Annotated in this window: 17 protein-coding genes; 4 read left to right on the forward strand and 13 right to left on the reverse strand. The window is 67.1% G+C overall.

Going from position 1 to position 24,370, the window contains the following annotated elements; all coding sequences use genetic code 11:
• Positions 1–27: 27 nt before the first annotated feature.
• From addA to sphst_RS16435, 6 genes are read right to left on the reverse strand one after another with little or no spacing between them, the layout of a single operon-like run.
• Positions 28–3,456, reverse strand: coding sequence for a double-strand break repair helicase AddA (gene addA, locus sphst_RS16410; RefSeq protein ID WP_199849020.1), 3,429 nt, complete (start codon positions 3,454–3,456; stop codon positions 28–30).
• Positions 3,443–6,385 carry a double-strand break repair protein AddB gene (gene addB, locus sphst_RS16415; RefSeq protein ID WP_107045838.1) on the reverse strand — a complete coding sequence of 981 codons (2,943 nt, stop codon included), beginning with the start codon at positions 6,383–6,385 and terminating at the stop codon, positions 3,443–3,445. The genes addA and addB overlap by 14 nt, the downstream gene beginning before the upstream one ends.
• On the reverse strand, positions 6,378–7,133 hold the full coding sequence (locus sphst_RS16420) for a nucleotidyltransferase family protein (RefSeq protein WP_031439047.1): 756 nt from the start codon (positions 7,131–7,133) through the stop codon (positions 6,378–6,380). Before sphst_RS16420 ends, addB begins: the two co-directional genes overlap by 8 nt.
• Positions 7,130–8,098: an aminoglycoside phosphotransferase family protein gene (locus sphst_RS16425; RefSeq protein ID WP_199849021.1), complete on the reverse strand. Its 969-nt coding sequence runs from the start codon at positions 8,096–8,098 to the stop codon at positions 7,130–7,132. The genes sphst_RS16420 and sphst_RS16425 overlap by 4 nt, the downstream gene beginning before the upstream one ends.
• Positions 8,095–8,544 (reverse strand): tRNA (adenosine(37)-N6)-threonylcarbamoyltransferase complex ATPase subunit type 1 TsaE, encoded by a 450-nt coding sequence (gene tsaE, locus sphst_RS16430; protein WP_107045840.1) that lies wholly within the window; start codon positions 8,542–8,544, stop codon positions 8,095–8,097. The genes sphst_RS16425 and tsaE overlap by 4 nt, the downstream gene beginning before the upstream one ends.
• Before the next feature lie 43 nt (positions 8,545–8,587).
• Entirely contained in the window at positions 8,588–10,948 is a 2,361-nt protein-coding gene (locus sphst_RS16435) for a PAS domain-containing sensor histidine kinase (protein WP_107045841.1), read from the reverse strand.
• A 337-nt stretch (positions 10,949–11,285) separates the two neighbouring features.
• Between sphst_RS16435 and sphst_RS16440 the strand changes: the two genes are divergently transcribed.
• Positions 11,286–14,297 carry a TonB-dependent receptor plug domain-containing protein gene (locus sphst_RS16440; RefSeq protein ID WP_051916702.1) on the forward strand — a complete coding sequence of 1,004 codons (3,012 nt, stop codon included), beginning with the start codon at positions 11,286–11,288 and terminating at the stop codon, positions 14,295–14,297.
• Between the two features lie 140 nt (positions 14,298–14,437).
• On the opposite strand, the gene sphst_RS16445 is transcribed toward sphst_RS16440, so the two are convergent.
• Genes sphst_RS16445 through hisI form a run of 4 tightly spaced genes read right to left on the reverse strand, consistent with a single transcriptional unit; the run spans position 14,438 to position 17,591 of the window.
• On the reverse strand, positions 14,438–16,240 hold the full coding sequence (locus sphst_RS16445; protein WP_107045842.1) for an acyl-CoA dehydrogenase C-terminal domain-containing protein: 1,803 nt from the start codon (positions 16,238–16,240) through the stop codon (positions 14,438–14,440).
• Between the two features lie 3 nt (positions 16,241–16,243).
• Complete coding sequence (locus sphst_RS16450) at positions 16,244–16,696, reverse strand: MerR family transcriptional regulator (RefSeq protein ID WP_031396539.1); 453 nt, start codon at positions 16,694–16,696, stop codon at positions 16,244–16,246.
• 32 nt (positions 16,697–16,728) lie between these two features.
• On the reverse strand, positions 16,729–17,208 hold the full coding sequence (locus sphst_RS16455; protein ID WP_031396540.1) for a hypothetical protein: 480 nt from the start codon (positions 17,206–17,208) through the stop codon (positions 16,729–16,731).
• 20 nt (positions 17,209–17,228) lie between these two features.
• A complete protein-coding gene (hisI, locus tag sphst_RS16460) occupies positions 17,229–17,591 on the reverse strand; it encodes a phosphoribosyl-AMP cyclohydrolase (protein ID WP_031396541.1) in 363 nt (120 codons plus the stop codon).
• A gap of 133 nt (positions 17,592–17,724) precedes the next feature.
• Between hisI and purF the strand changes: the two genes are divergently transcribed.
• Together purF and sphst_RS16470 are read left to right on the forward strand one after the other, a co-directional pair.
• Complete coding sequence (gene purF, locus sphst_RS16465) at positions 17,725–19,182, forward strand: amidophosphoribosyltransferase (protein ID WP_037527979.1); 1,458 nt, start codon at positions 17,725–17,727, stop codon at positions 19,180–19,182.
• A 17-nt stretch (positions 19,183–19,199) separates the two neighbouring features.
• A complete protein-coding gene (locus sphst_RS16470; RefSeq protein ID WP_031396542.1) occupies positions 19,200–19,910 on the forward strand; it encodes an SDR family NAD(P)-dependent oxidoreductase in 711 nt (236 codons plus the stop codon).
• Between the two features lie 25 nt (positions 19,911–19,935).
• Here sphst_RS16470 and sphst_RS16475 read toward each other — a convergent pair whose 3' ends face one another.
• Genes sphst_RS16475 through sphst_RS16485 form a run of 3 tightly spaced genes read right to left on the reverse strand, consistent with a single transcriptional unit; the run spans position 19,936 to position 23,544 of the window.
• Positions 19,936–21,183, reverse strand: a complete 1,248-nt coding sequence (locus sphst_RS16475; protein ID WP_081877810.1) for an SAM-dependent methyltransferase — start codon at positions 21,181–21,183, stop codon at positions 19,936–19,938.
• Positions 21,184–21,240: 57 nt separating this feature from the next.
• Positions 21,241–22,605 (reverse strand): cryptochrome/photolyase family protein, encoded by a 1,365-nt coding sequence (locus sphst_RS16480; RefSeq protein WP_107045843.1) that lies wholly within the window; start codon positions 22,603–22,605, stop codon positions 21,241–21,243.
• Between the two features lie 9 nt (positions 22,606–22,614).
• Positions 22,615–23,544, reverse strand: a complete 930-nt coding sequence (locus tag sphst_RS16485; RefSeq protein ID WP_031396546.1) for a histone deacetylase family protein — start codon at positions 23,542–23,544, stop codon at positions 22,615–22,617.
• Between the two features lie 215 nt (positions 23,545–23,759).
• Between sphst_RS16485 and sphst_RS16490 the strand changes: the two genes are divergently transcribed.
• Positions 23,760–24,254, forward strand: a complete 495-nt coding sequence (locus sphst_RS16490) for an RNA pyrophosphohydrolase (protein ID WP_031396547.1) — start codon at positions 23,760–23,762, stop codon at positions 24,252–24,254.
• The last annotated feature ends 116 nt before the right edge of the window (positions 24,255–24,370 follow it).

Genomic DNA, 24,370 nt, shown 5'->3' on the forward strand with positions numbered 1-24,370 from the left:
GCTGCACGCGTCTCAACCGTCGACAGCCTAGCTTTGCTCCGTCATCGCATAGCGCGGCTTGTGCCTGTCGAGCATATCGGCCGAGATCTCGATCAATCGGGGTGCCGCGGTGTACAGCAACGCCGCCTCGATCGTCCGCCCCGGAAAGATCACCCGCAACGCCGCCGCATAGGCCGCCATCTGCTTGAGATGATAGTCCGGCACCTCGTCGAGCCCGCGCGGCGCACGCCGCCCGGTCTTGAAGTCGATCACCCGGATGGTCTCCGCGCCGATCAGCAGCCGGTCGACCGTTCCAGACACCACGATGCCGTCCGCCAGCGTGGCCGCGATCGGCGCTTCGGCAAGCGAGTCGATACCGAACAGGTCTGCGAAGCGCGGATCCTCGATCACGCCGATCGCGCTTGCTGCGATTTCCGCTCGCGCGGCGGGATCGAGAACGCCACTGGCCTGGCCGAGCCAGCGATCCGCCGCCGCCGCCCGCGAACCGCCGTCGACAGCGGGAAGGCGCTCGAGCAGCTTGTGGATCAACGCGCCGCGTTCGGCCGCAAGCCGCATCTCCGGAGTCGGCGGCGGGTCGGACACCGCATCCTCGCCGAGCGCAGATGGCGACAACGGGCGCGACGGTCGTGATTCCTTCGGTGCCGCGTGCCGGGCCCAGTTGGGTATCGTCTGGGACGGCACGGCCACGTCGTTAGCAGCGGGCTTGACCGGTACCGGAGACTCCGTCCCGTCGCCGACGAAGACCCGCTCGCCCTCGGCATCCACCACGCCCAACGCCGTCAGTGCACGATCCGCGGTGCCATACCAGCTCGTCACCGGCGCAACGCCCTGCGCCCGCGTACCGAGCGCGCCCGCGATGACCAGACGTTCCTCGGCGCGGGTCGCCGCGACATAAAACAGCCGCCAATGCTCCTCCAGTTCGCGCCGCTCGGCTGCCGTCACCACGGCATCGAGGGGGCCACCCCGCTCGCTGCTGCGCGGACGGAACACCGGCAACGGGGCGACCATGTCCTCGGGAGTCCATTTCAGGATCGATCGCGGTGCGGCGGCGGGGTCGGCGGTCGCATCGGCAAGGATCACCAAGGGTGCCTGCAGGCCTTTGGCGCCGTGGGCGGTCATCACGCGCACTGCATCGAGCGGCGCCGATGGATCGCGGACGATGTCGACATCGCCGCGATCGAACCAGTCGAGGAAGCGCTGCAGCGACGGCGTCGTGTTGCTCTCGAACGTCAGTGCTGCGTTGAGCAGTTCCTCGATCGGATCGCGCGCTTCGGTCCCCAGCCGCAGGATCAGCTTGCGCCGTCCGTCGAGCGGCCCGGACAGGAGCTCCTCCAGAAACTGATATGGCGTTGCGATGTCCGCACGTGCGAGCATCGCGAGCAGCGGCGCGAGGCGCTCGGCGGACTGCGTCCGCTGAAGATGCCGCCACAACGGGCCGGCCTCACGTGGCGCCGCCGCCATCAGCTCGTCCTGCGTCCAGCCGATCAGCGGCGAGACGAGCAGCGATGCCAGGCTCAGATCGTCTTCCGGCTGCAACACGAAGCGGATCGTCGCGAGCAGATCCTGGACCGCGAGCGGCGCGTTCAGACGCAGCCGGTCGACACCCGCGACGGGCACGCCCTCGGCATAGAGCCGCGCGACGATCAGCGACGCGAGATCGCCGCGCCGCTTCACGAGGATCATCACGTCCTCGGGGCGCAGCCGTCGCCCCTTGCTCTCGAGCATCAGCCCATCGGGCGCGAGCCAGCGTCGGACCGCCTTGGCGATATCACCCGCGAGCTTGCGGACCGCATCGTCGACCCAGCCCTCCTCGTCGTCCTCGCTCCCCCCTGCGATGACCGGTGGCCACAACGTCACGCTGCCCGGGCCCTTGACCTCGCTCGCATGGACCTCGAGCTCGCCGATCGCGCCAAGCCCCGGCTCGCCCGCCGCGGCGACCGCGGCATCGACAAACGCGAGGATCGGCCGGGTCGACCGGAAGGAGTGGGTCAGCGACAGCCGCTCGAGCGGCAGGCCCCGCTCCGCCTCCGGCCATTCGTCGTCGCCCGCGACCTCGAGCGCGCGCCGCCCGAAATGCAGCTCTGCGGCAGCGAAGTTAAACGGGTCGGTCCCCTGAAAGCCGAAGATCGCCTGCTTCCAGTCGCCGACCGTGAACAGCGTGCGCGTCGATGGGGCATAGATGCCGCGCCCGACAAAGAATTCGTCGGCGAGCGCCCGCACGATCCGCCACTGGTCGGCATTCGTGTCCTGCGCCTCGTCGATCAGGACATGCTCGGTCGCCTGATCGAGCTTGTAGCGGACCCATTCGCCGATGCCGGGCTGGTCGAGCAAGGCAACGGTCGTCGCGATCAGATCGTCGAAATCGACCCCGCCGACGCGCCGTTTCGCGAGTGCATAAGCGCGCGCATAATCGCGCCCGACGTCCAGCCCATCCGCGAGAAGATCGGCATAGGCCACGCGCTGGATCATCGATGCAATATCCGCACAGGCCGCGCCGACATCCTGTGCCAGAATCTCATAGTCAGGTTCGAGATCGATCAGCTTCTTCTGCGCCTTGCGCGGCTCGCCCTTGGCCGTCAGCACGACGCCTGCGAGGTCGGGAAGCATCGCCGCACGGTCCGGCGACGCGAGCCACCCCTCGACCATCGCCGCCTGCTTCAGCCCTGTCGCGGTTCCCCACGCCCGGTTGGCCGCGCCGATCCGCGTGATCGCGTCGATATCCAGCGCCTCGCACCAGTCCGCGACCGCCTCGTCGATATCGCCGGCGGGTAGTTCGAGCGTCCGGCGCAACCAGGGCCTGATACCCGACGGCAACGCCTCAAGCGCGGGCAGCGCGCGGGCGCAGGCCATCAGGAACCCCTCGGCACCGCCCTCCCCCATCCGCAGGGACAAGCGGCCGACGATCTCGACCGGACGTTCCCGCCCCTCACGCTCGGCGTCCGCGAGCATCCCCGCCAGCGCCTCGCGTGCAAGCCCGGCTTCCTCGCGTGCCTCCAGAGGGCGAAAACCCGGGGTCAGCCCAGCTTCGACCGGAAACGCCGCCAGCAGGCCCTGACAGAAACCGTGGATCGTCTGGATCCGCAACCCGCCCCCCGGGGCGTCGAGCACCTTGGCGAACAGCGTCCGCGCACGATCCTGCAACGCCTGGTCGGGCACCTCCCCCAGGGCGATCAGATCGGCACCCAGCGCGGGACCGGGCATCCGCACCCAGGCGGCGAGCCGCCCGTTGATCCGCTGCGCCATTTCGGCGGCGCCCGCCTTGGTGAAGGTCAGGCACAAAATCGCGCCCGGATCGACGCCGCGCAACAACAGGCGGAAGACGCGCGCCGCGAGGACCTGGGTCTTGCCGGTTCCCGCCGATGCGGACAGCCAGACATGAGCGCGGGGGTCACTAGCTGCGGCCTGCGCGCCCTTGAGCCTGGGTAAGGTGCGAAGCTCGCCGCTATTCACGACCATACCATTCATCGCGGCGCATCAGCTGGTCATACTCGGCATAGGGGGCGTATTCCGGCACGAGCTTGGCGGTGAAGGCAGCGCTGCCGGTGAGCCAGTTTCCCGCGACCTCGGTAAAGTTGTGTGCCGCCGTCGCGGTGAAATCCGCGGTCGGGATCTTGTCGCGTTTGCCTTCGGGATCGACCGGACTCTCGACATAGCCAAACGCATCGCGCTTCTTGCCAAGCGACCAATATTCGAACGCACCCGCCTTGCCCGCGACATCGGCAAAGCCGCCGCGCTCGGCGATCAGCCCCAGCAACCCCAGCTGCAGGCTATAGCCCGCGCGCACCGCGGTCGCGGAGGGTGGCTTGCCGGTCTTGTAGTCGATGATCGCCAGTTCCCCGCCCGGCAGCCGGTCGACACGGTCGTACCGTCCCCGCAGCGTCACCCCCGCAATCGCGATCTCGCCCTTGCCTTCCGCGCTGGCGACGACCCGGCCATCGACGGCCTGCGCCGCGATCGTGCCCGCGATCCAGTCGATCGCCTCGAGCAGCCGCGGCTGCCAGAGCGCACGCATCATCGGGTGCGTCCGCTCGTCGCGCAGCATCGCCTCGGCCCGCGGCCGCAATGCATCAATCGCGCAGGCGTCGTGCTTCCACCATTGCTCGAGAATGTCGTGGACCGCGGTGCCACGCCACGCCGCGCTCGGATCCGCATCGACCGGGTCGAGCGCGATCAGACCGAGCACCCGGCGCGCATAGAAGGCATAGGGGTCGGCCTTCAACCGGTCGACCTCGGTCACCGAAATCAGCCTTGGCCGCAGCGCGGCGATCGGTGACGGTGCCGGACGGTCGGAGGGTCGGTGCGCCCGGGGATCGTCGAGGTCGCGTGTCCACGCCTCGAGCGCCTCGGCCCGCTCGAACCTGTCCCCCGCAAGTGCCTGCAGTCGCAGCCACAGTCGCGACGCCAATGCCGGCGATTTGGCGTCGCGGCGCGCACGCGTGACGATCGCCCGCGGCGCGCCGAGCGCCTGGGCGAAATCATGCGCCGACGTCCCCACCTGCCGCTCCAGGCCCGGCAGCCCGAGTTCGGCGCGGATCCGCGGCGCAAGCCACGGATCCGGCGCGGGACGCCCCGGCCACATGCCTTCGTTCAGTCCGCCCAGGACCATCAGGTCGGCGGTCTGCAATCGCGCCTCGAGCAGACCATAGATCGCCAGACGCGGATGCGCGCCCTGCAATGGCCGCACCGCAACCTCGTCGAGCAAGGTCCGCAAGAGCTGCGCAAGTTCGCCGGGATCGACAAGCGGTGGGCCGGCATCGGCTTCGATTTCGAGATCCGCAAGGCATTGCGCCGCGGCACGCCCTGCGGGGCCGGCCCAGAGTTCATCGCCGCACAGCGCCGCGGCCGTCTCGCGGACGATCGCCAGCAACGGGCCGAGCGGCTGGGCGCCGCGTTCGAAAACCGCGGCGATCGGCGTGAGCAGCGCTTGCGCCTCGGGCCACCAGCGCTTCGCCGTTCCGGCGCGTAGATGCGCATCGACAGCATCAAGACCTGCTGCGGGCCGTGGTCCACGCAACGCGCGATCGAGCGCACGAACGCCGTCGAGCCACGCCAGCCGGGTATCGCCACTGCGGACCAGCGGGTGCTTCAGCAGCGCCAGCAAGGCGAGCGGTGCGAAACGCTGTGCCGCCGCCTCGACCAGCGCGAGGATCAGGGTCCCGGGCGGGAGGATCGACAAGGGCCGGCCCGCGCTGTCGTCGATCAGGATCTGCCAGCGCCCGAGATGCGCCGCGACACGCCGCGCCAGTGCGCGATCGGGCGTGACGAGCGCCGCTGTCCGTCCCGGCTCCTCCAGTACGCCGCGCAGGGCCAGTGCGATCGCCTGCGCCTCCTCGGCGGGGGTTGCCAGTTCGGCGACCGTCACCCCCTTCAGGCGGCGATCCTCCGCGCCCAGCCGGGTCCACTTTCCGGTGAAGTCGGCGGGGGACAAGGCATTGGCGATCGCGCGGCTTCGCGTCGTGTCGGCGTCATGGCCACCGCCCTCGCGCCAGGTCGCGACCTCGGCGCGCCCGACGCCCATGCGTTCGAGCAGGAGTTTCAGATGGAATTGCGGATGCGTTTCGATCGACCGCCGCGTCAGCCCGGTCTCCGCGTTTCGCGGGTGGGGCCCCAGCGCATCCCATTCCTCGTCGGGCAGGTGCAGATCGAGATCCGCGAACACCACCATGCCGCCTGGCAGATCCGCGACGCAACGCAGGGCGCGCGCGACCGACGGCGCGGAGTCGGTTACGCCCGCGGCGCAAACCAGCCCGGCCGGCGGCGTCGCACGCCATCGCACCACCAATCTGTCGAGCAGCGCGGCGCGCCGGGTCGCCGCGTCGATCCGCCCCAGGCGGGCCAGCTCGCCCGGCCATCGCTGCAGCACGACGTCGAACGTCGACAATGCGCGCTGCCAGTGTTCGGTCAGTTCGGGACCGAGCTCGATCTCGTGCAGGCGCGTCGGCGCGACCTCCTCGACGAGCAACTGGTCGAGCGTCTTGGCGAGTTCGCCGGCAAGTCGGACCGCCTCGGCGGCATCGATCGGATGCCCCCCACGCCGCCGTTCTTCCGACACCAGCCGCGCAAGGATCATCCGCCGCTGATAGGGCGGCACTGCTGGCAGCGGCGGATCGGCATCGTCCGCCGGATCGAGCGCGGCGCCGACCGCTTCGCCCAGCCCCGTGTCGCCCAGCGCGATCATCCGCGGCAGAACCAGCCCCCCGCCGCTCGCCCGCACGAAAGCATCGGTCACGGCCCGGATCGCGCGGTTGTTCGGCAACAGGATCAGCGCGCGGGCGAGCGCCAGCGGGTCCTGCCCTGCCCGCCGGAGCAAACCCGCGACCAGCGCATCGGCAAAGGCGCGATGGGCGGGGATGGTGTAAAGGGTCGGCCCCGTCCGTTCAGCCACCGGCCAGGATCGCCTCGGTCTTCGGAATCGCGCCAGGGGTGCCAACGTCGAACCACAGGCCCTGATGGACCTGACCAAATGCCCGACCCGCAGCGATCGCACGGTCCCAGAACAGGTTCGTAGAAAACGGTCCCTCGGGCCAATCCGCGATGACGCGCGGGTGGAGGATCTGAATGCCCGTAAAAGCGAAGGGTGCGACCCGCCCCGGCTTGCGTCGTCCGGTGATCCGGCCGTCCGCTGCGAGATGGAAGTCGCCCGGCCCGCCGTGATTGTGAGCGCGGGCGAGCGGCACCATCAGCAGCAGCGCATCCATCGTCGCATCGTCCCAGCGCGACGCAAGCAGGCGGATCGCGTCGACCGGTCCGTCAATCCAGAGATTGTCGCTGTTGACCACCAGAACCGGCGCATCGCCGAGCAGGGTACGTGCCTGAACCAGCCCGCCGCCCGTCTCCATCAACCGGCGACGCTCGTCCGAAATCACGACCTCGATATCGGGGTAACGATCGGTGACATGCGCCTGCAGCGTATCGGCAAGATAGTGGACATTGACGACCGCGCGGGCGATCCCGGCACGCTGCAGTCGATCGAAGACATGGTCGATCAGCGCCTTGCCGGCTACTTCGACGAGCGGCTTGGGGCGCGTCGCGGTCAACGGGCGCATCCGCTTGCCGAGCCCGGCCGCCATCACCATCGCCGTCTCGGGCACCGTCCCGCGCGGGATCGGACGGATCATGCGCTGACCGCTCATGCCGCCAACACCAGTGGGTCGCCGCGGTGTGAGGGCGGCACATTGGCGTCGAACCAGGCCGCGACCGGCGCCATCACCGGCTGGGCCAGGTCACGCTCGAGATAGGTCCAGACCCGGGGACACAAGGTCGGGTAGCGCGGCTTGCCGTCGCGCTTCCATAGCCGCGTGAAAATGCCGAGGATCTTGGCGTTCCGCTGCGCGCCGAGCACGTGATAGGCGTTTAGGAAATCGTCACCAACGCCCGTCGCTTCGCGGTAGCGCGCGAGCATCGCTGCCTCGACCATAGGATCGACGTCGCGCCGTGCGTCCTGCAACAGCGACACGAGGTCATAGGCCGGGTGCCCGGCGAGCGCATCCTGGAAGTCGAGCAGGCCGAGCGCTCCGTCCGGCGCGAGCAGCATCAGGTTCTCCGCATGATAATCGCGCAGGACGGTGACGGGGGCGGTCGCGATCCCGTGATCGAACACCGCATCCCATGCCGCATCCCAGCCCGCCCGGTCCGGGACGATCCCGATGGCTGGGCAATACCAGTCGACGAACAGCGCGGCCTCGCGCGCCAGGACGGCACGGTCATAGGGTGCGAACGGTCCGGCCGGGTGCGCGTGAAGACGCCCGAGCAGGTCGATCGCGGGCGCATAAAGCGCCATGCCCTTGTCGGACGATGCGTCGATCGCCTCGCGCAACCGATCATCTCCAAAATCCTCGATCAGCACGAGCCCCTGCGTCAGGTCGCTCGCGAGGATCGCGGGTGCCCGGAACGTCCGCCCGACCAGCCACTGTGCGACCGCGATGAACGGGCGCGGGTCTTCATGTGGCGGCGGCGCGTCCATCAGGATCGCGTGGCGCGGCCCTGTGACGACGCGGAAATAGCGACGGAACGAGGCATCCCCCGCAACCGGCAGGAGCGTCGCCCCCGTCCAGCCCTGCGCGTCGAGAAATGCGGCGGCGCCCGCCGGGGGTGTCATATCGGCCATCGCCGCGTCCAACCCTCCGGCACTCCGGCTGTCAAGCCGCGCGTGCCGTCCGGTTCGATCGTGAGGTCGAGCCGAAGCGCGTCCGGCCAATAGTCCGGCCCCGCACGCTCTGGCCATTCGACGATCAGAACTGAATCATAGCGCGCGTCGTCAAGCGCGAGCTCGACGATCTCGTCCGGATCGTCGATCCGGTACAGATCGACGTGGAGCACGGGCAGACGCACCTCGGGGGGTGCATAGGGCTGGACGATCGCGAAACTCGGCGATGGCGCCTCGCCGACCAGACCGAGCGCCGCCAGCAGCCCGCGTGCCAGGCTCGTCTTCCCCGCGCCGAGCGTCCCCGTCAGCGCAATCACGTCACCCGCCTTGACGTGCGCTGCCAATTTCGCGCCGAACGCCTCGGTCGCGGCGGGATCCTCTAACCGCAGAGCCGTCATGCGACCGAACCCGGGCAGCGTGCGTGTCTCTTCAAAGCGATGATCATCTCCGCGGCAGTTCGACCGTGATCAGCGTGCCGTTTCCGGGTTCGGATACGAGATCGATCGTGCCGTTATGCGCCTCGACGAACTGCTTGGCGAGCGGCAGCCCGAGCCCGAGCGCACGATCGCCGATCGTCTTGGATTCGGCGAACCGGTCGAACGCATGCGCGACACCCTCCGCGCTCATCCCCGCGCCGTCATCCGACACGACGATCCGTGCATGCGTCGCATTGCCGTCGGCGTGCAGGAGGATCCGTCCCCCCTCCGGCGTACCGGCCACCGCGTGACGCAGCAGATGCTCGACGATCTCGCGCAGTCGCTTGGGATCGCCGCAGATGCGCCCTGTCGAGCGCCCGATTTCGATCGCGAAGTCGAGCTTGCGGCGCCGCGCAGTGGCCTGGATCGAGCCCGCCGCGGCGCGGGCGACCACCGCCAGCTCGACATCGGTGCGCACCATCTCGGTGCTCTCGCTCTCGGTCCGGGTCAGGTCGAGCACGTCGTCGACCAGCAGCCCGAGCCGCTCGACCGATTCGAGAATGGCCTCGAGATACCCCCCGGCCTGTTCGCTCATCGGCCCGGCATAGCCACCGTGCAGCATCTCGGCGAAACCACTGATCGACGTCAGCGGCGTCTTCAGTTCATAGCTCATGTTCGCGACGAACGCCGTCTTCACCTTGTCCGCCGCCTCGAGCGCGTTCGCGCGTTCGCGCAAGGCCTGCTCCGCACGCCGGCTGTCGGTGATGTCGAGCATCGTGAACAGCGCGTTGCCGTCGGGCAGCGGGACGCCCGCGAATTCGAAATGCCGGCCGTCGGCAAAGGCGACGCGCCCCCCACGCTGCTGCCGTCCGGCAGTCGCCGATCGCACGAGATCGGGGATCAGCGCCGACCGGTTCGGCGTCATCAATTTGCCCGCCGCCGCATCCGCAAAGACGTCGACACGCGGATGGCCCGCAAGGAATTCCTCCTCAAGGCCCCACAGCACCCTGAACCGGTTGTTCCACAATTGCAGCCGCCCATCGGCCGCGAACACGCCAAGCGCCTCGAACAGGTTGTCAAAGGTGGCGGTACGGACGCGGAGCAGCGTGTCGCGTGCGCTGGCGAGCTGGACATGCTCGGTGCGATCCTCGAAGATCAGCAACAGCCCGCCATCGGGCAAGGGCTGGGCGACGACGCGCAAATGCGTCCCGCCGCGCAGGTGCCAGATCTCCTCGCTCGCGCCGCCGTTCGGCATGGTCCCGGTCTGCATGAACCATGCGCGACGCTCGGCCTTCCAGGCCGGAAAGTCGCGGACCTCGGGGAGCCGGTCCGCTTCGCGCATCCGTTCGAGGACGCGGTCGAATTCGGGACGGTCGGCGAGCCACTCCGCCCGCATCGCGAACATGCGCCGGAACGGTTGGTTGCAGAAGACCAGGCCGCGGTCGCCACCGAACTGCGCGACTCCCGCCGACAGCCGGTCGAGCATCGCCCGCTGCGCCTCGGCAAAGCGCTTGGCACCAGAGCGCGCCTGCTCGAGATCCTCGATGTCGATTGCAAAGCCCGCCACCCCGCCGGTCGGCAGCGGCACGTCGTAGATCTGAAGCGACCGACGGGCACCATCGATCGTCGCGGGCAGGACCTGCTGGTGCGGCCGCCCCTGCTCGCGCGCCGCGGCGGCACCCGCCAGCGGCCCGCCGCGCCCCGATCCTTCGACGAGTTCGAGGCCGCGCGCGACCACGTCCTGCGCATCCTGGCCCTCGACCGCCGCGACATAGGCGGAATTGACCATCGACAGCCTGAGATCGCGCGCCCGGTACCACATCGGCAGCGGCGCCGCTTCGATCAGCCCGGTCAGCGCCTCATAGGCGGCACCAAGCCGCGCCGTCTCGGTGCCGAGGCGCTTGATCTCGGATTCGCTGTCCGTTGCATCGAACGCCCAGATCAGGATGCTGCCGGTTGCCCCCATCGCGCCGGGTGCGCGTGCGCCGCGTAACGTGATGGCCCGCGTCGAACCGACGGGGCGGACGGCACGGACGAAGGGCCGGCCCGAACGCTGTGCAGCGGTCACATCGGCGGTCAGCGCGGCAGCATCCTCGGGTGAAAGCCCGGATTCCTCACCCGCCAGATCCATCAGATAGCGTGGCGCCGGAATACCCAGCCAGTCCGCCATGCGCTGCGGCATTTCCACTCGTCCATCCGAGCGGACGACCGTCGCGACGGCCGGCGACCCATCGAGCAACGCGCGCATCGTCGCATTCTCGGCGAGGGTCGTCGCGACACCGGCGCGCGCGCGCAATCCCAGGAACAGCAGCAGCCCGCCGAGCCCGAGCAGCAGCAGCGTCGCAACGCCGGCCAGAACGGTCGCCCATGTTCCGGGGACCGTCATGTCCCGGAGACACTCTTCGCAACGGGATCGGGAAACACGGTAACCGCCATGGCTCCGTCTACGCCAACAGCGCCCCTCGGGGGAAGACGGCGATCGGGAAATCGCATGCGGCTGATCGGGTGCCTCACCTGCACGCTTGGCGGCTCCGGCGCGTCAGCCCGAGGCGCTGGAAACCCAATCCCTCCAGACTGTTGCAAGGATGAAACACATTGTTAAAAAACGATCCGATTCGTCTCAATCGGGTGGATCGGGCCGCGCCGCGCGGCCTAACGGCGGCGCATCGACGAAGGTCAGCGGCTTTGCCCCTTCGTCGGAATGTTTCAGTCGAGAGTATTAAATGACCCCAGCCTATCGTCGCAGCCTGCTCGCCACGAGCCTCCTCGTTGCGGTTTCCACGCTCCCCGCTGCCGCACAAACCGCGCCGGCGACGCCTGCGGCCACGCCCGAGGCAGCCGTTCAAGCAGAGGCTTTGGAGCCGGCAACCCCGACCCAGACCGCGACGGACCAGAACCCGCAGGGTGCTGCAGAAGCGCCGGCAGGCGAGATCGTCGTGACCGGCTCGCGCATCGCATCGCCGTCGGCCACCGCCGCCTCGCCGCTCCAGAGCGTCGGCATCGAACAGATCCAGCAGGCCGGTGCGATCAACGTGCAGGACGTCCTGCTCCAGAATCCGGCCTTCGGCACGCCGGGCGTCAGCCGCACCAACTCGAGCTTCGCGACGCAGGGCGCGGGCGTAGCGACGGTCAATCTGCGCAACCTCGGCGACGACCGCACGCTGGTCCTTGTTAACGGCCGTCGCTTCGTCGCGGGCCTGCCCGGCAGCAGCGCAGTCGATCTCAACGTCATCCCGACCCAGTTCCTCGAGCGCGTCGACGTCCTGACCGGCGGCGCGTCCGCGGTCTATGGCTCGGACGCCGTCGCGGGCGTCGTCAACATGATCTACAAGACGAAGTTCGAGGGCATCCAGCTCGACGGCCAGATGGGCATTTCGCAATATGGCGATGGCGCCGACCGCCAGGTCAACGCGCTGGTCGGCAAGAACTTCGCCGATGGCCGTGGCAACATCATGCTGTTCGGCGGCTATTCGAAGCAGGGCACCGTCCTGAAGAAGGATCGCTTCACCGAGGCGGGTTCGAGCGCGATTGATCGGTCGAGCGCGTCCTTGACCCCGAACGATCCCGAGGTCCTGCTGTCGGGCTTCGCGCCACAGGGGCGGTACATCACCGGGGCCGGCGACAACCGTCGCGGCTTTAGCTACAATCCCGACGGTTCGCTCTTCGAATGTTCGAGTGCAGCATGCCCCGACGCGCCGGGGTTTAATCGGTCGGACTTCCGTTATCTTGCGGTGCCGGTCGAGCGTTACACCGCTGCGGGTCGTGCGAACTTCGAGGTTTCGCCAGCGCTCAACCTGTTCATCGAGGGCAACTACGCCAAGACGAAGGTCAAGACGGTCATCGAGGCGTTCCCGCTGAGCTCCGACCTCGTCGATATTCCCAATGACGGCCAGATCGCGATCGAGAGCATCGTTGGTGGTGTTCAGTACCGCAATCCGTTCGTGCCGGATGCGATCTTCAACGCTGCCACCGACACGAACGGCGATGGTCTTCGCGACATCAGCTTCGATCGTCGCCTCAACGACTTCGGTCCGCGCACGAGCTCGTCGAGCCGAGAGCTGTTCCGGTTTGCGGGCGGCGCCAACGGCAAGTTCCTCGAGGACCGCTTCAACTACGAGGTTTATGGCATCTACGGCCAGACGGTCGAGAATCAGACCGGCAACGGCCAGTATAACAGCCTGAACTTCACGCAGGCGCTCAACGCCTATCGTGATCCGACGAGCGGCCAGATCGTCTGCGCCGATCCCGCCGCACGCGCAGCCGGCTGCATTCCCGCGAACATCTACGGCGCGGGCGCACTGACTCCGGCCGCCTCGTACCTAGCCGTGCCGACGACGTTGTCGACGAAGGTCACGCAGACGGTTGGTGGTGCGAACGTCTCGGGCAAGCTGTTCTCGCTGTTTGGCGCGGATCCGGTCGGCGTCAGCATCGGCACCGAATATCGTCGCGAGACGAGCAGCAACGTGTTCGATCTGCTCACGCAGCAGGGCCTGAACGGCAACAATGCGCTCCCGTCGACGCGCGGCAGCTTCGACCTGATCGAGGGTTTCGCCGAGACGATCGTGCCGTTGCTCCAGGACCGCCCGTTCTTCCATTCGCTGTCGGTGCGCGGTGCGATCCGCGTGTCGAACTATTCGACGATCGGCACGACCTACAGCTACAATTACGGCGGTGAATGGGCGCCGATCGAGGACGTCCGCTTCCGCGTGATGCAGGCGCGTTCGGTTCGCGCCCCCAACATCAACGAGCTGTTCCAGCCCAATCAGCAGGATTTCCCGAACGGCCTGGTCGATCCTTGTGCAGGCGTGACCGCGGCTGCGACCGGCACATTGGCCGTAAACTGCCGCGCGGCGCCAGGCGTTGCCGCAAATATCGCGCAGAACGGTCAGTTCACGATCGGGCAGGCGGATCGTCAGGGCATCACCAGCTTTGCTGGCGGCAATCCTGACCTGCAGGAGGAGAAGGGTGATTCGTTCACCGCCGGCGTCGTCCTCAACCCCCGGTCGATCGACGCGCTGCGCAACCTGGTCGTGACGGTCGATTACTTCAACATCCGGATCAAGGGCGCGATCACCACCACGCCGCTGCAGTTCATCCTCAACCAGTGCTACAACGCCGAGAATTCGGACTTTTGTAATCTGGTGGTCCGCCGCGCCGCCGCACAGGGTGCGAACAGCGCCGGTTCGCTCGACGAGGTCAACAGTAGCCCGCTCAACAGCGGCGGCATCAAGACGTCGGGTATCGACACGACCGTCGCCTACCGCCAGAATCTCGAGAGCCTCGGCCTTGGCGGGACGCTTGGCATGAAGGTGTCCTACACGCATCTGATCAGCGGCTTCACGGTGCCGCTGCCGGGTTCGGAGCGCGACTATTTCGCCGGGGAGATCGGCGCGTCGCGGGATCGCTTCACGACGAACGCGTCGTATGACATCGACGGCGTCGGCCTGACGATGACGGGCACATGGATCAGCCAGGCCAGCCTCGACGATCAGCTGACGGGCGCGCGCCCGGGCAGCAACCGCGACTTCCGCGTGAGGCCGCAATTCTATCTCGACTCGCAGCTCCGCTTCCAGGCTGGCGAAGGCTTCGAATTCTATGTCGGAGGGTCCAACCTGCTCAACAACAAGCCGCCGTTCATCGCCGATATCGGTGCATCGGCAGGCCAGGATACCGATGCCGGCACCTATGATCCGCTTGGCCGCCGCTATTACGCCGGTGTCCGCGTCAGCTTCTGACCGAATCACCGTCGACATAACGATAAGGGGAGCCGGCAACGGCTCCCCTTTTTTTTGTCCGCGCGGCACGGACAAAAAAAAGGCGCGGGCAGCGGGAGGATATCCCGATGCCCGCGCCCATTACGCATTAAGGACGGCGGTCACGCCGCCATGAACATCTCCGGCGGCAACGCCATCAGCGACTCCGCGCCACCCTCGATCTTGCGACGCAGCGCGCCCGCGTCGGGCAGGATCCGCTCGGCATAGAAGCGCGCGGTGATCAGCTTCGCGTCGAGGAACGCCGCCTCGCCCTCACCGGCCGCCTTCAGCTTGGTGGCGGCGACCGCCATCCGCAGCCACATGGCGCCGACCGCGACGATCCCCATCAGATGCATGTAGCTGACCGCACCGGCGCCGACATTCTCAGGGTTCTTCATGCCGTTCGCCATGAACCACATCGTCGCCGCCTGAAGCTGGCCGTTCGCCTTTTCGAGCGCTTCAGCAAAGCCCGCGGTAGCTGCGTCGCCCTTCGCGGCAGCGACGTCGTCCGCGACCAGCTTGAAGAATGCCTGGATCCCGCGACCGCCGTTTTGCGCCAGCTTGCGGCCGACCAGATCCATCGCCTGCACGCCGTTGGTGCCTTCGTAGATCATCGCGATCCGCGCATCGCGGACATATTGCTCCATGCCCCATTCGGCGATGTAGCCATGACCGCCATAGACCTGCTGCGCGTTGGTCGCGATCTCATAGCCCTTGTCGGTGCCATAGCCCTTGATGACCGGGGTCAACAGGCTGATCATGTCGCCCGCCAGCTGGCGCTCTTCCTCGGTCGCGGCGTTATGCTCGAGATCGCCCTGGAGCGCGGTCCAAAGGATCAGCGCGCGCAACCCCTCGGTCATCGCCTTGCCTTCCATCAGCATGCGGCGAACGTCAGGATGGACGAACAGCGAGTCCGCCTTTTCCTGCGGCTCCTTCGGCCCGGTCAGCGCGCGGCCCTGGCGACGGTCCTGCGCATATTGCACCGCATTCTGGTACGCGACCTCGGCCACGCCCAGCCCCTGAAGGCCGACGCCCAGACGCGCCGCGTTCATCATGATGAACATCGCGGCGAGGCCCTTCATCTCCTCGCCGACCAGCCAGCCGGTCGCCGAGTCGTAGTTCATCACGCAGGTCGAGTTGGCGTGGATCCCCATCTTGTGCTCGATCGAGCCGCAGGTGACGCCGTTGCGATCGCCGAGCGAACCGTCTTCGTTGACGAGGACCTTCGGCACCACGAATAGCGAGATGCCCTTCGAACTGTCGGGCGCGCCCGGCGTCTTGGCGAGGACGAGGTGGATGATGTTCTCGGTCAGGTCATGCTCACCGCTCGAGATGAAGATCTTCGTGCCGGTGATCGCATAGGAGCCGTCCGCCTGCGGCTCGGCCTTGGTGCGGATCAGGCCCAGATCGGTGCCGCACTGCGGCTCGGTCAGGTTCATCGTCCCGCCCCATTCGCCCGACACCATCTTCGGCACGTACATCGCCTTCTGCGCGTCCGATCCCTTGGCGACCAGCGCGGCGATCGCGCCATGCGTCAGACCGGGATACATCGCGAACGCCATGTTCGACGAGATCATGTATTCCTGGAACGCGGTCGAGACGACGTGCGGCATCCCCTGCCCGCCATATTCGGGCTGGTTGCCAAGCGTCGCCCAGCCGCTCTCGACATATTGCTTGTACGCCTCCTTGAAGCCGTCGGGCGTCGTGACCGATCCGTCCTCGTGGCGGGTGCAGCCCTGCTGATCACCCGACAGGTTGAGCGGGAACAGGACTTCGGCGACGAATTTTCCGCCCTCTTCCAGCACCGCGTCGACGACGTCGGGGGAAGCCGCGTCGAAGCCCGGCAGGTTGCTGTAGCGGTCGAGGCCGACGACCTGTTCGAGGACGAAGCGCGTGTCGCGGACGGGGGGCGTATATTGGGGCATGGTCTATCCTTGCTGGTCGTTGGCGCGGCCGACTTCGAGAAGGGCCACGAAATTGGTAAGTTCGTCGATGGCGGCGTCGATATCCCGCTTCTGCGCGGTCAGCAGCGCGATCCGCGACTGGCTGCGTTCGATCACGACCTGACGCTGCGCACGACGCCCGTCGCCGACGTCGTAGAGGTCGATCATCTCGCGGATCTCGCCCAGACTGAAGCCCACACGCTTGCCGCGCAGGATCCATGCGAGCCGTGCACGGTCACGGTGCGAGTAGATACGCTGGGTGCCCCGTCGCTCGGGTGCGATCAGCCCTTCGTCTTCGTAGAAGCGAAGCGCGCGCGCGGTCACGTCAAACTCGCTCGACAGATCCGATATCGTGAAATGGTCGCGATCATGCCGCGGTTCGATCACCGCATAGGATTCGGGAGATGCCCGTTCTGCCGGGGATGCTCTGGTCGCCATGCCGAAACATTTAGCTCTCGTTTACGTCAACGTCAATCTCGGCATAGAAATTTGCCCGCCTTCGAACGCAGCGTGGCCGCCTCGGACCGCGACTCGCTCAACCGATCGACCGTCACCGCGGCAAGCGAGGCGCGTCCCGCACACAGCGCTTCGCACGCTTCGGGCATGTCGGCGGGGAAGGTGATGCGATCCCCGTCGAACCGCGCATCGAATGCGCATTTGCCGAACGTCATCTGCAGCCGCTCGCCGGAGCGCTCGACTGTCCCCGATGCAGCGCAGCTCTGAGCTTCGCCATAATCGACGCTGACGCCGATCCGGCTGACCCGCTCGGTCCCAATGATGCAGATCCGGTCGGTATCGCGCGCCCAGGAGCCCTGAAGCGCGGCACCGGGATCACCAACGATACCCGCGCTCCGCGCCGCCGCCTCGAGCCGCGAACCGGGCGTGCTCTCGGTATTGGTGATGCTCGTCGACGCACCGTCGCATCCGGCCAGCAGCGACAGCAGGAGCATGAGCCCACCACGCCTGTGGCTCATTCGGCGGTCACCAGGCCATCACCCTCTATACGCCGGAAAAAACAGGTACGTTCGCCGGTGTGGCAGGCCGGACCCGCAGCATCGGCGATCACCCATATCGCGTCCTGGTCGCAGTCGATCCGGAGTTCGGCGACGCGCAGCACATTGCCCGACGTTTCCCCCTTTCGCCACAAGGCCTGCCGGCTCCGCGACCAGAAATGCGCTTCTCCGGTCGCCTGGGTCTGCGCCAGCGCGTCGGCATTCATGTGCGCCACCATCAAGACATCGCCCGACACGCGGTCGGTGACGACCGCCGTCAGCAAGCCGGAGGAATCGAACTTCGGATCGAGCGTCAGGCCCGTGTCGCGGCTGTGTGTCATGCCCGGGGACATACCAGAAAGCGGGCGCGAAGCGACGCGAGAGATCAAACCCATTGCGCAATGTTATTACAAGGAGGCGACAAACGCGTGAACCGCGACTATAGGGCATGCTCCGCACGACGTGAGACCCGGCATGCTGACCACAAACCCTTATGATGACGACAAACTCCGTGAAGAATGCGGGGTGTTTGGCGTCTCGGCCACCGACGGCGCGGCGGCGCTTGTCGCCCTGGGCCTCCATGCGCTGCAACATCGCGGGCAGGAAGCCGCCGGCATAACGACGTTCGATGGCGCGCATTTCCATACGCACCGCGCGATGGGGCATGTCGCCGGGAACTTCGATCGCGACGACGTGATTCGCGCGCTGCCCGGCACGGTGGCCTGCGGGCATGTCCGCTATTCGACGACTGGCGAGACCGCGCTCCGCAACGTCCAGCCGCTGTACGCCGAGCTGTCGACGGGCGGTTTCGCGATCGCGCATAACGGTAATATCTCGAACGCGATGCGGCTGCGTCGTGAACTCGTCCGTCGCGGCTCGATCTTCCAGTCGACCAGCGATACCGAGACGATCATCCACCTTGTCGCAACATCGAATTATCGCACGCTGCTCGACCGCTTCATCGATGCGCTAAAGCAGGTCGAGGGTGCCTATTCGCTCATCGTGATGACGCCCGAGGGCATGATCGCCTGCCGCGATCCACTGGGCATCAGGCCGCTCGTCATGGGCAAGCTTGGCGACGCGGTGATCTTTGCGTCCGAAACGGTCGCGCTCGACGTCGTCGGCGCGACCTTCGTCCGCGCGGTCGAGCCGGGCGAACTCGTGATCGTCCAGGGGTCCGAGATCCGCTCGATCCGCCCGTTCGCGCCGATGGCGGCGCGGCCGTGCATCTTCGAATGGGTCTATTTCTCGCGCCCCGATTCGATCGTCGACGATCATTCGGTCTATTCGGTGCGGAAAGCGATCGGCGCGCAGCTCGCTATCGAATCGCCGGTCGATGCCGATCTCGTCATCCCGGTCCCCGATTCGGGCACCCCCGCGGCGATCGGCTATGCGCAGCAGTCGGGGATTCCGTTCGAGCTCGGCATCATCCGCTCGCATTATGTCGGTCGCACCTTCATCTCGCCGGGCGACAAGGTCCGGCATCTCGGCGTGAAGCTGAAGCACAATGCCAACCGCGCGCTGATCAAGGGCAAGCGCGTCATCCTCGTCGATGATTCGATCGTCCGAGGCACGACCTCGCTCAAGATCGTGCAGATGATGCGCGAGGCGGGCGCGGCCGAAGTCCATATGCGCATCGCGAGCCCGCCGACCCGCCACTCCTGCTTCTACGGAGTCGACACGCCGGAGCGGGCCAAGCTGCTCGCAGCCAAGCTCGATCTGGGCGGCATGACGGGCTTCATCCACGCCGACAGCCTCAACTTCATCTCGATCGACGGGCTGTACAAGGCGCTCGGCGAGGCCAAGCGCGCGGATATTCGTCCGAAATATTGCGATGCCTGCTTTACCGGCGATTACCCGACCACGCTGACTGATCACGACGAAGGTGCCGAGGTCGATCAGTTCGCGATGCTCGCCGAACGCGTTATCTGACAAGTCCTGGAGCTAGAATGACCGACAAGCCTCTCGAAGGCCGGCTTGCGCTGGTCACCGGTGCAAGCCGCGGCATCGGCGCCGCTACCGCGATCGCGCTCGCTGCAAAGGGGGCGCACGTGGTTCTGACCGCGCGCACGCCGGGCGGCCTCGAAGAGGTCGAGACGGCGATCCATGACGCCGGCGGCTCTGCGACGATCGCGCCGCTCGACCTGGCCGAGAGCGAGGCGATCGGCCGGCTCGCAAGTGCGATCGGTGATCGCTGGGATGCGCTCGACATCCTCGTGTTGAATGCGGGCATGCTGGGATCGCTGTCGTCGGTCCCGGCGATCGATCCGAAGGAAATGGCGCAGGTCCTGACGCTTAACGTCAGCGCGCAGGCGGCGCTGATCGCTGCGTTCGATCCGATGCTGAAAAAGGCGAAGTCGGCGCGCGTGATCGGTGTCACGTCGAGCGTCGGCCGCAAGCCGCGCGCTTATTGGGGGCTGTACGGTGCCTCCAAGGCGGCGTTCGAGACGCTGCTCGGCGCTTACGGGGACGAGATGGCCGAGATCAGCGGCATACGCACCGCTATCGTCGATCCCGGCGCGACCCGCACCAAGATGCGCGCACGCGCCTATCCGGGCGAGGATCCGAACTCGGTCAAGGATCCGCAGGTCGTCGCTGCCCGTATCGTCGCGCTGGCTGTCGACGGGTTCGAACCCGGCCATTTTGAGCGCGTCGCCTAAATCCCTCCCCTTGCGGGGGGGACGATCAGCGTCGCTTCACCAGCGTCACCTGTGCGACGTCGATACCGCCACCGCGGAACCCGCCCTCGCAATACATCAGGTAATAGCGCCATAGCGCGACGAACTTCGCGTCAAGCCTTGCCGGCAGACGCCCTTGCGCGACGGCGGCGTCGAACGCGACCCGCCAACGCCGGCATGTCTCTGCATAGTGCAGCCCGAAGCTGCGTTGATCCTCCCACGTCAACCCGCGCGCCTCCGCCAGAGCGCGGAACCGCGGCTCGGACAGCAGCATGCCGCCGGGAAACACGTAGCGCTGGATGAAGTCGACGCTCGTCGAATAGGCTCCGAAGATTGCATCGTCGATCGTGATATATTGAAGCGCGGCGCGGCCGCCGGGTTTCAGCGCCCGCGCGACCGCGTCGAGATAGGCCGGCCAATAGGCCTCGCCCACCGCCTCGACCATTTCGATACTGGCCACCGCGTCATAAGTGCCGACGACGTCGCGGTAATCGGTCAGCGAGACCGTCACTCCGGTCAGCCCCGCCTCGGCCATGCGCGCGTCGACCTGTCGCTTCTGCTCGGTCGACAGGGTGAGGCCGTGCACGTCGACACCGGACTGCGCGGCAAGGGTCGCGAAGGACCCCCAGCCGCAGCCGATTTCGAGGATCCGGTCACCGGGCTGCGTACCCGTCCTGTCGAAAATCGCCTGGAGCTTCGTCGTCTGGGCGTGCTCGAGCGGTTCGGCCTCGCTGATCGGCTCGGCGAACAGCGCGCTCGAATAGGTCAGGCTGGGATCGAGCCACGTCTCGTAGAAGTCGTTGCCGAGATCATAGTGCGCGGCGATATTACGCCGTGATCCCGTGCGGTGATTGCGTCGCATCCAGTGCCAAGCGCGGGCCGAGAGTCGCGCAACCCCACCCGATCGCGCCGTCCGGCCCAGGGAGATACGGTTGCGCATGAACAGGTCGAACAGCGGGACCGGATCGGGACTGGACCAGTCGCCCGCGGTCCAGCCTTCATACCAGCCGACCGATCCGGCCGTCGCCAACCGCACCAGCGCCCGCCAGCGATGGACGGTGACGATCGGCATCGGGCCGAGTGCACGCCCTCCCAGCAAACGGCGGGTGCCGTCGGGCAAGCTTGCCTCGATACCGCCGCTCTCGAGTCCTGCATCGATCCGGTCGAGCAGGCGGTGAAATATCGGCGCGGTCAGGCGTGCGGCACTGGTTGCGCGCCCTGTAGCGGCGTCGTCAAAGGCATAAGCGGCGGTCATCGCGGCGCTCCATGCAACAGCGTCGCCACCTAGGAAAGAGGCGCGTGCCAAAAGGCGTCAGCGCGCGTGCCGCCCGGCCTCGAGCGCGCGCTCGCGTGCCTCGCGGTGACCGATGATCTTGGCGGGATAGTCGCGCGGCCGGCACCCGGACTCGTCCGGGTCATGGATCGCGTCGCCCGTAACCTTGGCGAGTTCCGGCACCCATTGGCGGATATAGTCGCCCGCATCGAATTTTTCCGACTGCGACAGCGGCGCCATGATCCGGCCGAACATGTTCGAATCGACCCCCGTGCCCGCGACCCATTGCCAGTTGACCGAGTTGTTGCCGTAATCCGCATCGACCAGGCAGTCCCAGAACCAGCGTTCGCCCTCGCGCCAGTCGAGCAGCAGATGTTTGACGAGGAAGCTCGCCGTGATCATCCGGACGCGATTGTGCATCCAGCCCGTCGCCCAGAGCTGCCGCATCCCTGCATCGACGATCGGATAGCCCGTCCGACCGGTCTGCCAGGCTTTCAGATCGGACGCCGCCGCCTTGCCGGTGCGCCATGGCAGCGCATCGAACGCCGGCCTTCCGTTGCGGCGGGCATAATCGGGGAGCGCCAGCACCACGCCTTGCGTGAAATCCCGCCACGCCACTTCCTTGCGGAACGTCGTGACGCCGTCGCCATGCGCTGACACGGCATGCCAGACCTGGCGGGGACTGATCTCGCCGAAATGAAGATGCGGCGACAGCCGGGACGTCCCTTCGGTCGAGGGGATGTTGCGGTCGTGGTCGTAATCGTCGGCGACGTCCGCGAACCGCGCCACCGCCTTCCGTGCGGCATCCTCGCCGGGGCGCCAGTCGGAAAAGCCATCCGACCAGTCGGGCTTGGTCGGCAACAGCTTCCAGCTGTCCAGTGCGTTCGATTCGGGCCACGTCTCCGGCGCATCGATCTTGCGCGGCATCGCCACCGGTTCCGGTGGCGGCATCATCTGCGACAGTGCTTTCCAGAACGACGAATAAACGCGAAACTGCCCGCCTGCTCCGGTCGTCACGCTCTCGACCCGGGCCAGCTGGTTGCCATCGTGGAGGCAGATTGCATCGCCGAGCGCATCCTCGGCCTTGCGCCACCACGGCTCGTACTGGCGCGTCGCGAACACCCGCTCCGCGCCCGTTTCCGTCATCAGCGACCGCAGCGTCGAGACCGCATCGCCGCGCCGCAGAACGAGGCGGGAGCCCTTCTTGTTGAGCGACTTGGCGAACGCCTCGAGACTGTGATGGAGCCACCAGCGCTGGGCACCACCGATCGCCCAGTCGCCGGGCGCGTCGTCATCGAGGATATAGACGGGGATCACCGGCCCTTCCTGCGTGGCGGCGACAAGCGCCGGGTGATCATGCAGGCGAAGGTCCTGGCGAAGCCAGAGAAGTACGGGTGTTGTCATCGCCTGCTGCTACACTTTGGAGGCCGTTGCGGTTCCCTTGGCATCCTCGAATGCCGCACCAAGTGTCATGATCGCAGTGACATGGCGCTCGGCAATGGCGAGCGCGTCGTCGCCATAGCCGCCGCCGACGGTGCTCGCCAGCGGGATGCCGCGCTCGATCGCCAGCCGCGCGATCAGGCGTTCGCGTCGTACCAGTCCGTCGAGCGTCAGCGACAGCCGGCCGAGCCGGTCTCCTGCAAAGGGATCCACCCCCGCCTGATACAGGATCAGGTCGGCGCCAAAGGAATCGAGCAGCGGGACCAGCGTCTCTTCCAGCGTCGCCAGATACTGGGCATCGTCGACGCCGTCAGGCAGCGGTACGTCGAGCGTCGACTGCGCTTTTCGAACCGGAAAGTTCTTGTCCGCATGAATCGAATAGGTGGCGATCCCCGGCCGGCCCGCGAGCAGGGCGGCGGTGCCATCGCCCTGATGGACGTCGCAATCGACCACCAGGACCCGCTCGACGCTGCCCTCCTCGACCAGGCGGACCGCGGCGACGGCGAGATCGTTGAACACGCAGTAGCCCGCGCCCGTATCGGCAAGCGCATGATGACTGCCGCCGGCGGTATTGGCGGCAAAGCCGTGGCGCAGTGCGAGGACTGCTGCGACCCAGGTGCCGTCGGGAACGATCGCGGCGCGGCGGGCAACGGCGGCGCTGACCGGAAAACCGATCCTGCGTTCCTTCAAGGGCGGCACGCGGGCTTCAAGAACCTCGGCGACATAGCCCGGCTCATGGACCGCCTCGAGCCATTCGCGCGGCGTCGCGCGCGGCTCGTGCCAGGCCACCGCGCTGCCATGCGCGCGCAGCAGATCGCGGATGAGCCCATTCTTGTTCCAGCGATAGGTCGACCGGGCGGGCGCCGGGGTCACATAATCGGGATGGTGGACGACATGGATCATCGCGACCGACCGCACGATTGATCCGCGCCGATCGTCGACGGCGCGGACAAACCCCGCCACTTCACCAAGGTCCGCCTCATCCCCCTGCTCCTATAATACCCGACCACCATGTCCTTCGCTCAACGCGGGGTCCTTTCGGAGGATGCATGATCGCGTGGCGCGGCTCGACCGTCTTCGGGCTTGCAGACGGTCAGGAAACACCCGAATGGGCAGGGATGTCCGATCCGACCACCCTGCCCTATCGTCCCTGCGCGGGCATCATGCTGATCAACGGAGCGGGCCGGGTGTTCGTGGGCCGCCGCAGCGACTCGACGCTCGACGCGTGGCAGATGCCGCAGGGCGGGATCGACCCCGGCGAGGACCCTGAGACCGCGGCCCTTCGCGAACTGGGCGAGGAAACCGGCGTTTCACCCGACAAGGTCACGCTTATCGCGCAGGCCCCGGGCGAGTTCGTCTACGATCTTCCCCCCGAACTTCTCGGCAAGGTCTGGAAGGGCCGGTGGCGCGGCCAGCGGCAGCGCTGGTTCCTCTACCGCTTCCACGGCGATGACGGGGATATCGCGATCGACACCGAGCATGCGGAATTCGATGCCTGGCGCTGGATCGACCCCGCCGAACTTCCGGCAGTGATCGTCCCGTTCAAGAAGCGCCTCTACGAGGAGGTACTTGCCGCCTTCGCGCCACATCTCGGCGCAAGCGGACCGCGCTGAACCGTTCCCAACGCGGCGTGGTGACGCTACGGAACCCTGTGTGCCGATCCAGCCCCTCCTCCTGTCGCGATTTTGACCCGATTATGCGCTGTTTCCGTCTCCCGCTTTTCGCCGGC

It is taken from the genome of Sphingomonas sp. STIS6.2 (assembly GCF_000732685.2).
GTDB classification, from domain to species: Bacteria; Pseudomonadota; Alphaproteobacteria; order Sphingomonadales; family Sphingomonadaceae; genus Sphingomonas; species Sphingomonas aerolata.

Excerpts from the sequence above, each read along its gene's own strand:
- hisI (WP_031396541.1), bottom strand. The coding sequence starts at position 17,591 with ATGACACACAGCCGCGACACGGGCCTGACGCTCGATCCGAAGTTCGAT.
- sphst_RS16435 (WP_107045841.1), bottom strand. The coding sequence starts at position 10,948 with ATGACGGTCCCCGGAACATGGGCGACCGTTCTGGCCGGCGTTGCGACG.
- sphst_RS16455 (WP_031396540.1), bottom strand. The coding sequence starts at position 17,208 with ATGCTCCTGCTGTCGCTGCTGGCCGGATGCGACGGTGCGTCGACGAGC.
- sphst_RS16490 (WP_031396547.1), top strand. The coding sequence starts at position 23,760 with ATGTCCGATCCGACCACCCTGCCCTATCGTCCCTGCGCGGGCATCATG.
- sphst_RS16440 (WP_051916702.1), top strand. The coding sequence starts at position 11,286 with ATGACCCCAGCCTATCGTCGCAGCCTGCTCGCCACGAGCCTCCTCGTT.
- addA (WP_199849020.1), bottom strand. The coding sequence starts at position 3,456 with ATGGTCGTGAATAGCGGCGAGCTTCGCACCTTACCCAGGCTCAAGGGC.
- purF (WP_037527979.1), top strand. The coding sequence starts at position 17,725 with ATGCTGACCACAAACCCTTATGATGACGACAAACTCCGTGAAGAATGC.
- sphst_RS16445 (WP_107045842.1), bottom strand. The coding sequence starts at position 16,240 with ATGCCCCAATATACGCCCCCCGTCCGCGACACGCGCTTCGTCCTCGAA.
- tsaE (WP_107045840.1), bottom strand. The coding sequence starts at position 8,544 with ATGACGGCTCTGCGGTTAGAGGATCCCGCCGCGACCGAGGCGTTCGGC.
- sphst_RS16450 (WP_031396539.1), bottom strand. The coding sequence starts at position 16,696 with ATGGCGACCAGAGCATCCCCGGCAGAACGGGCATCTCCCGAATCCTAT.
- sphst_RS16425 (WP_199849021.1), bottom strand. The coding sequence starts at position 8,098 with ATGACACCCCCGGCGGGCGCCGCCGCATTTCTCGACGCGCAGGGCTGG.
- sphst_RS16485 (WP_031396546.1), bottom strand. The coding sequence starts at position 23,544 with ATGATCCATGTCGTCCACCATCCCGATTATGTGACCCCGGCGCCCGCC.
- sphst_RS16420 (WP_031439047.1), bottom strand. The coding sequence starts at position 7,133 with ATGAGCGGTCAGCGCATGATCCGTCCGATCCCGCGCGGGACGGTGCCC.
- sphst_RS16470 (WP_031396542.1), top strand. The coding sequence starts at position 19,200 with ATGACCGACAAGCCTCTCGAAGGCCGGCTTGCGCTGGTCACCGGTGCA.
- sphst_RS16475 (WP_081877810.1), bottom strand. The coding sequence starts at position 21,183 with ATGACCGCCGCTTATGCCTTTGACGACGCCGCTACAGGGCGCGCAACC.
- sphst_RS16480 (WP_107045843.1), bottom strand. The coding sequence starts at position 22,605 with ATGACAACACCCGTACTTCTCTGGCTTCGCCAGGACCTTCGCCTGCAT.